General features: G+C 39.3%; 6 protein-coding genes. 1 reads left to right on the top strand and 5 read right to left on the bottom strand.

Features of this window, described 5'->3' with window-relative positions:
* Positions 1 to 353: 353 nt before the first annotated feature.
* Entirely contained in the window at positions 354 to 1,358 is a 1,005-nt protein-coding gene (locus tag NT010_02105) for a restriction endonuclease (protein MCX5804850.1), read from the bottom strand.
* Between the two features lie 272 nt (positions 1,359 to 1,630).
* Between NT010_02105 and NT010_02100 the strand changes: the two genes are divergently transcribed.
* Positions 1,631 to 1,903, top strand: a complete 273-nt coding sequence (locus NT010_02100) for a hypothetical protein (protein MCX5804849.1) — start codon at positions 1,631 to 1,633, stop codon at positions 1,901 to 1,903.
* A gap of 230 nt (positions 1,904 to 2,133) precedes the next feature.
* On the opposite strand, the gene sppA is transcribed toward NT010_02100, so the two are convergent.
* From sppA to NT010_02080, 4 genes are read right to left on the bottom strand one after another with little or no spacing between them, the layout of a single operon-like run.
* Positions 2,134 to 2,991, bottom strand: coding sequence for a signal peptide peptidase SppA (gene sppA / locus NT010_02095; protein MCX5804848.1), 858 nt, complete (start codon positions 2,989 to 2,991; stop codon positions 2,134 to 2,136).
* Positions 2,992 to 3,012: 21 nt separating this feature from the next.
* Positions 3,013 to 3,702, bottom strand: a complete 690-nt coding sequence (locus tag NT010_02090; protein ID MCX5804847.1) for a segregation/condensation protein A — start codon at positions 3,700 to 3,702, stop codon at positions 3,013 to 3,015.
* A gap of 58 nt (positions 3,703 to 3,760) precedes the next feature.
* A complete protein-coding gene (locus NT010_02085) occupies positions 3,761 to 6,409 on the bottom strand; it encodes a CBS domain-containing protein (protein MCX5804846.1) in 2,649 nt (882 codons plus the stop codon).
* A complete protein-coding gene (locus NT010_02080) occupies positions 6,409 to 7,368 on the bottom strand; it encodes a tyrosine recombinase XerD (GenBank protein ID MCX5804845.1) in 960 nt (319 codons plus the stop codon). The genes NT010_02085 and NT010_02080 overlap by 1 nt, the downstream gene beginning before the upstream one ends.
* Between the last annotated feature and the right edge of the window lie 51 nt (positions 7,369 to 7,419).

Here is a 7,419-nt window from a genome sequence, read left to right as displayed (position 1 = left end):
GCCGTTATTGCTGCAATGAGAAAATTGCTTCTTATCGCACATGCTGTATATAAGGGTAAAGTACCATATCGTGATGTATGATAAAAAAACTAAAAAAGGAGAGTTTTGGGCTTGACATTAATGACAGTATCTGACCCCTTTTGTACCCCTATTTTTTGAACGCCAAAGATCTTCAGCCAACCTGTTGGAAGCAAAAGGCTAAGGCCGGATATGAATAGAATTACCCAAAAGTATTTGACGGGCAATTTGAGTAATTCCACGATCTTTGCAAGCCATTCAGTCATTTTGTCACCTTCTAACGCCGCACATAAGCGTCCGCGATAGCGATCCGACTTGATGTGCTTGTTCGCCGATTAAGTCGATGTGGCATTAACCCACCAGTTTTCAAGATGTCCTTCCATGGAACCAGATAGTGCTTCTATAATATCTTTGCCTGTAACTGGGATAATCAGTATATCTCCTTGAGAACTTCTTAAATCTTCTTTGGTAAACGTTCCAGCAAAACCATTCCATGACACAAAAAAACCAATTTTTGCTCTCCCTTTGCTGTTGGATATTTTTTCTTTGAAAATCACCAATTCATTTTTACCGCATTTGCTTGACCAGTTTTTGCACTCTACTAAAATAAGAGCGGATTCCTTTTGCCATAATGGAATTTTAGATTTGTTCAAGATAACTAAGTCAATTTCTTCTGTTTGTGTTTTTAATCTCTCAATAATTTTGAAGCCATCAACAAAACTGAAAAATTTATACATTAACTCTTCAAGCAATCTACCCTTAACATTGGAGTCTTTTTCGTTCTCTACTCTATTGATAATTTCTGGAAATTCGAGAGATTTAAATGATGAATATTCATCGGCAATTTCGCTTACAATCGAACCAATTTTGTTTTGGATTTTATTAAGAATTCTATCTTTCCAAATTGAGAAATCAATACCGAAGTCATACGCTTCATAAAGTGTTTCAAATTTTTCAGGAACAATAATAGAATAGTACAAGTGACACCAATCACCTTCATCTTCGAATTCAATACATTCAATGTTCTGGTCTTCTTTTTGTCTGAATTCTATAAGTCTTTTAATAAGATCCATGTGGTAAGACATACCCAATGGTGCAGCCCACCATTTTCTGTACCAACTATGAGACATGTGCAGATACAATTTGCCATTTTGTTTCTCAAACTCACCCTCAAGCTGAATATTGCGAATGCCCTTTCCATCAAGTTCAGAAATTTCAATTTTAATACCTTCTGGTATATCAGATATTAATAGTCTTTCTGTGTCAGATGGACAAAAATGTGCCGGTTCATCTGATTGAATATACTGATTTAGATATTCTACAAGTTGATCTTTATCCATTGTCTTTTAATATTCCGTACAGCTAACAATTAATATATGATGCTCGTTGTTTCAGTTTTTTGATATAATATTCCCTGTTTGCAAAAAAGGCAAATTAATAATTTATTAATATCATAGGATAATTAGAATATCTCATTTGTATGAAAGTCACTTTTAGTCGGCAATATCAGCAAAAGCGATACTTGTTTTTCGTGCTTTTTGTCCACGATTGCCAGTTGAACTATAGATCAATGAAACAGAGCAAGATAGTGTGTCAGAAGAGGAAACAATTTATGCTTCTGGCAGAAACTGCGCAGCTTATACCCCAGGCAAAAACCACGCTACCTCAACTTCTGGATTCCGGCCTTCGCTGTAATGACGGAAAATGGGACTGTAGCTATTTTTCAAAGATTCATACCCGCTTGCATTGCAAGGGTAAGGAAGGGCATTGTCAAAAGTTGCATGAAAATATGCCTATAGACAGGTCAAAACAAACTAAAATAAGGGGAAGGCAGAAAATAGAATTGAAACTGAAGAAACTTGCCACCTTCTTTATTCCGGCTTAGCATCAATGTAGATGCTAAGCCGGATTGAGTGGGCAACGGCATTTAGGGAATGGCTTAGATGTGGATGGGCTGCAAGCTTTGCAGGCTGGAGACGTACTCAATGTACGTCGGAAGATCGCAAGGCGCAGCAGACCGCCGCAGATAAACATTCCCTAAATGCCGTTGCCCGACCAAGTGAAAAGGTAAATAAAATGCTTAAAAAGCGCAAGAAACAGAACAATAAGGCGCTTTTAAGGACTTACACTGTATTTGAACATTCCGGAAAAATATTCGGATATTACTTCTTTGGTCATGGACGATACGAGCCATTTCATAAGAGAGAAGGGTTTCTTGCCGTATACGAGGAGAGGTTTGTCCTTCATATTCAAAGCTTTTCTCATACCATCTACCGTATCGTAGAAAGTGCCTATATTATCGACAAGCTTTAAATCCTTTGCCTGTGTCCCGATAAAAATCCTTCCGTCTGAAAGCTTCTTTACAGTTTCTACAGGCAGTTTTCTCTCCTGAGCTACAACCTTTATAAATTGCTCATGGATACCGTCCAGTATACCCTGAAAATATGCCTTTTCATCGTCTTTCATCTTCCTGAAGGGAGTGCCTGCATCCTTGAATGCACCTGACTTTATGGTATTTGACTGTAAACCTATCTTCTTAAAAAGGTCTTCTACGATCATATGCTCCATGATAACGCCAATGCTGCCGGTTATTGTAGCAGGCATGGCATAGATTTTTTCTCCTGCAACGGCAATATAGTATCCGCCCGAGGCACATACAGAACCCATAGATGTATAGACCTTTTTTTTCGCCTTCAATTTTATGACTTCACTGTATATCTCCTGGCTGGGGCCGACAGAGCCTCCGGGGGAATTTATCCTGATGATCACCCCTTTTATGCTGTCATCTTCTTTAAACCTGACTATATCTTCCATAACATCTTTTGATTCAGCAATCACACCGCTTATCTCCACAACGCCTATCTTTTCCCTGAACATTCCATCACCGATACCCACTGCCATAGAACCAAAAAATATTATTGCAATTAATACCAGAACTACCAGAAGAATTATCCGTGCTTTTCTGCTCGGCATATTTTAACCTCTCTTTAGTATTTAGTTTTCTCTTCTCTTAAGCATTATCTTCCCGAAAGGTTTTCGCTGAGAAATGGTTGCCATTTTTATCTTTGTGAGTTCAAGCATTCCGAGCATTGTGGCAATTTTATCAGCCTGTTCAAACGGATCGTTTATATTCCACACAAAAAGACCTGTTGAGTCAAGAATGGTTTTCAGCATCTGTAATTTTTCTTCAAGTGTCGGCTTTATTTCCCTGATAACGATAAATCTCTCTTCATTATTTTTTAATATTTCAAGGAATATATTGCAAAGCTCAAGGAGGTCATACTCCGTCTGCCCGTCAATTGTTTTTATGCCCCTGCTGAAGGTGTCCCTGCCAAGCATGGAAAGGTTGTCTATGTTCTCAGCCATACTTTTGACCTTCTCATATTCAATGATCCTGTCGATCAGCTCTTCCCTTGGGTCGTCTTCATCCTGTGAATTGATTGTCGGAAGGAGCATCTTTGATTTGATAAATATCAGGAGAGAAGCCATCTCAATAAAATCTTCGGCTATCTTCAGATTCATGGTGCTCACAAGTTCCACATACTTTAAAAACCTATCCGTAATCATTGCAAGGGGTATATCCCAGATGCTTACTTTATTCTTCTTTATAAGGGTAATCATTACAGCAAGAGGTCCTTCATAGCATTCCATTTTTACTTCAAGTGCCGGGACTAAAAGGTCCATTTTCTCTTACCCCTCATTCTGGATTCCTGATTTGGAAATCCTTAATTTCAAAAACCATTTATCGTTGCTCTATTAAAAAACCTTCCTTCTCAGTGTACTCCCTTATAAATTTTATCTCATCTTCTTTTGTCTTTAAACCCAAATCTATCTTTGCCTCTCTAAGCATATCCAGGATCTTTTTATATACAGGCCCCTCCTTTATCCCCATGTTTTTAAGATCTTCCCCGTTCAGCACAGGATTGAGAGTATCTATATAAGTAATATAATTTGAAATAGCTTTTTTTATTGGTTCAGACCTGGTTTTTGCCATAATAAGCAACTTTGCTTCTTCTGAAAGCGGTTCCAGATGTTTGCAAATTTCGCTTTTTTTCATTGTTTGGAACTCAAAAGCAAATTTCAGTGTTATCTCTTTTATTTTATTTGAATTATCAATGGTTTTTCGTTTCAACGCCTCTGACATTTCTGTTATTTTACAAAATTCTATGATTTCCTCATCTTTCATCTGGTCGATAAGTCCCAAAAGATAGTACTGGACCCTATCGCATTCTATACCCTTGTAAAGAAGTTCGTACCATTTAAACACCGCATGCATATGGTTAAAAAGTCTTTCCTTATCTTTGTTGAAGGTAAGGCCGGGGTATATGAACCTCAGAAGGTCAATGTCCTGCAGCCTTTTTAATATCTTTTCCGGCTCATCTTCCAGCAGAATGAGCGTAAGTTCAGCCCACACCCTTTTACCGCGTATTTTTGAAAGGAAATTCATCTTCACAGCATTTTTTATCAGATTCATGGTATGTTTCCCGATGTGAAAACCAAATCTGATCTCAAACCTGATAGCCCTGAACACGCGCGTCGGGTCTTCAACAAAACTCAGGCTATGCAGAACTCTGATAGTTTTTTCTTTAATGTCTCTCTGTGCGCCAAAAAAGTCAAACAGTTGCCCGAAGGTATTTTTGTTCAGCGATATGGCAAGCGTGTTTATTGTAAAATCCCTTCTGTGAAGATCAAGCTTCAGCGAGCTGTGTTCCACGGTAGGAAGAGCTGCCGGGGCTTTATAGTATTCAAGTCTTGCAGTTGCGATATCTACTTTAAAACCGTCCTTATAGGTAACCTTTGCAGTAGCAAATTCTTTATGCTGCCGGACTTTTGCATTGAATACCCGTGATATTTCTTCAGCAAACAGTATTCCGTCGCCTTCTATTACGATGTCGATATCATTGTTTTCATTGCGCAGTAAAAGGTCTCTAACAAATCCGCCTACCAAATGGGCGTGATATCCCATTCTGTCTGCCAGACTGCCGATATCGGCAAGTTTGTCCAGGGACTCTTTGTCAAGCCTTTCCTCCATGAGCTTCTTTACGTTTTTCTTTTTTTCATACATATCGTGGATTTCAAGTTTTCCAAGGACGGTTTTTGATATTTCATCCTCAAGAATCCTTAAAAGGTCTGTTCTGGTGATTGCACCTACAAGCCCTTCCTCTTTGGTCACGGGGAGAAACCGCTGGCCATTGCCGATAATAATTTCTTTTACCTTTTCCAGAGAGTCATCCGGTTTAACGGTTGAAGTTTCTGTGGACATATATTCCTTTACCGGTATGTTTTCAAGTTTATGGAAAGCCGCTTTTTCCACAATCTGACGGGTAATGACGCCTACAACTTTTTCATTCGATAAAACAGGGAGGGCGTTTATGTTGTACTTTACCATAATATTGTTTGCTTCACTGATGGGGCATTCGGCATCCACTGATTTAACCGGGAAAAACATGATGTCCTTTGCCTTCCACAGGGATTTTATATTGTTTTTAAGAAGCTGTATGAGTCTATCCCGGGCTTCGATGATCGTCATATCTTTTACTGTTGAAGAAGCAGCTTCTTTATGGCCGCCGCCGCCAAATAAAGAAAGGATATGCCCCACATCAACCTGGGCTATCCTGCTCCTGCCGATAATATATACCCTGTCTTCCATTCTGAAGATAGCAAAGATCACGTTTAAATTTTCCATATCACGGAATTTATGTACAATAACAGCAAGATCTCCTACGTAATCTTCCGTGCTGACTTCTGTTATCACTATATCAATACCGTTAATATTATAGACAGATGCGTTGCTTATTAAATCGTTAAGGAGAAATACCTGCTCCGGTGTAAGTTCTTTTACGAGCATATCCGACACAATATTCACATTGGCGCCTTTTGACAGAAGAAATGACGCTGCGGCAAAATCTTCCACCGTAGTGGACGGAAACTGAAAACTGCCCGTCTCTTCATATATGCCGAGCATCATAACCGTTGCTTCTTCGGGGGATACGTCAATGTCCTGTTCTTTAATCATGGACACGAGCATTGATACGGTTGCACCTATGCTTTTTATATATTCTACATCACCCTTGATATCATCATCAGAGGCAGGGTGGTGATCATAGATGTGAATCTTCGCTTTTTTTAAATCAACGACTTGCGCAAATTCTCCAATTCTGCCTTTCTGCCTTGTGTCAACAAGAATGAGGGTATCTATGGCACTGTAGTCAATATCCTTCATCCTGGCAATATCAAATATGTACAGGGTAGAGTGGATAAGAAATTCCCTTAGAGTTTTTTCCTGTGAACCGGGGAATGCAAAAATAGCTTCAGGATATAATTTTTTTGCAGCAACCATTGAGGAAAGAGAGTCAAAATCGGCGTTGTTATGGGATGTGATGATCTTCATTATCCCCTCGGATGATATTTTTTATGAACTTCCTTCAACCTCTTTTTATCAACATGTGTATAAATCTGGGTCGTTGAGATATCTTCGTGTCCGAGTAATATCTGCACAGAACGTAAATCTGCCCCGCCTTCAAGAAGATGTGTTGCAAAGGTATGCCTTATGGTGTGAGGCGAAATATGAGTTTTTTCCATTTTTTTGCCATATTTTCTGATAAGCTTCCACACTGTCTGTCTTGTAAACTTTTCACCCTTTTTGTTCGGGAAAAGGAATAAGCCTTTAGGTTTTTCTTTTTCAATGTACTGCTTTATGGCCTGCCTGGAAAACTCACCAAGCGGCACAACTCTTTCTTTTGATCTTTTCCCTGAGGCAATAAGGAAACCGCCTTCAAGGTTTATATCGCTCTTTTTCAATTGAATAAGCTCTGATACCCGCAAGCCCGTAGCATACAATAGTTCAATTATTGTCCGGTCCCGAACAGATGTCCTTGATCCGCCCGGCATATGGAGCAGCGTAAGCATTTCCTCCTCGCTTAACACGTCGGGAATCGGCATCTTAAATCTCGGAACCTCTAAATCCTCAAGGGGATTATGGGAAATATTGCCATCGACCAGAAGAAAATTAAAAAACCCCCTGAGAGCTGAGATCGTCCTCACGATACTCCTTGGTTTTTTTCCTTTATCTCTGAGATAGCCCATGAATGATTCAACAATATCAGGGGTTAATTCTAATGAGGTTAAGTCTTTACTCTTTAACGTACTGTCTATAGATAAAGATTCGGTCCGGGTTTCTATACCGGTCTCTTCTACCTCTGATAAAGATCTGACTTCATCGGTTTCTTGTTCAAGATATTTGATAAACCCCAGAATATCCCTGTTGTAAGCATCTATAGTGTGAAGCGATGCTCCCCTTTCGGTTGTTAGATAATTTATGTAGCTGTCAAGGAATGTATATAAGCTCATACCAATTCGCCTTCAATCATATAACTTCGTTGCCTCCTCCTCACACTCCTC

The sequence above is a fragment of the Pseudomonadota bacterium genome (assembly GCA_026388275.1).
GTDB lineage: Bacteria > Desulfobacterota > Syntrophorhabdia > Syntrophorhabdales > Syntrophorhabdaceae > JAPLKB01.
This window is presented reverse-complemented; position numbering and strand designations above follow the sequence as displayed.

What these genes read in the sequence shown, in the direction of transcription:
- NT010_02105 (MCX5804850.1), bottom strand. Translation starts at nt 1,358, where the DNA reads ATGGATAAAGATCAACTTGTAGAATATCTAAATCAGTATATTCAATCA.
- NT010_02100 (MCX5804849.1), top strand. Translation starts at nt 1,631, where the DNA reads ATGCTTCTGGCAGAAACTGCGCAGCTTATACCCCAGGCAAAAACCACG.
- sppA (MCX5804848.1), bottom strand. Translation starts at nt 2,991, where the DNA reads ATGCCGAGCAGAAAAGCACGGATAATTCTTCTGGTAGTTCTGGTATTA.
- NT010_02090 (MCX5804847.1), bottom strand. Translation starts at nt 3,702, where the DNA reads ATGGACCTTTTAGTCCCGGCACTTGAAGTAAAAATGGAATGCTATGAA.
- NT010_02085 (MCX5804846.1), bottom strand. Translation starts at nt 6,409, where the DNA reads ATGAAGATCATCACATCCCATAACAACGCCGATTTTGACTCTCTTTCC.
- NT010_02080 (MCX5804845.1), bottom strand. Translation starts at nt 7,368, where the DNA reads ATGAGCTTATATACATTCCTTGACAGCTACATAAATTATCTAACAACC.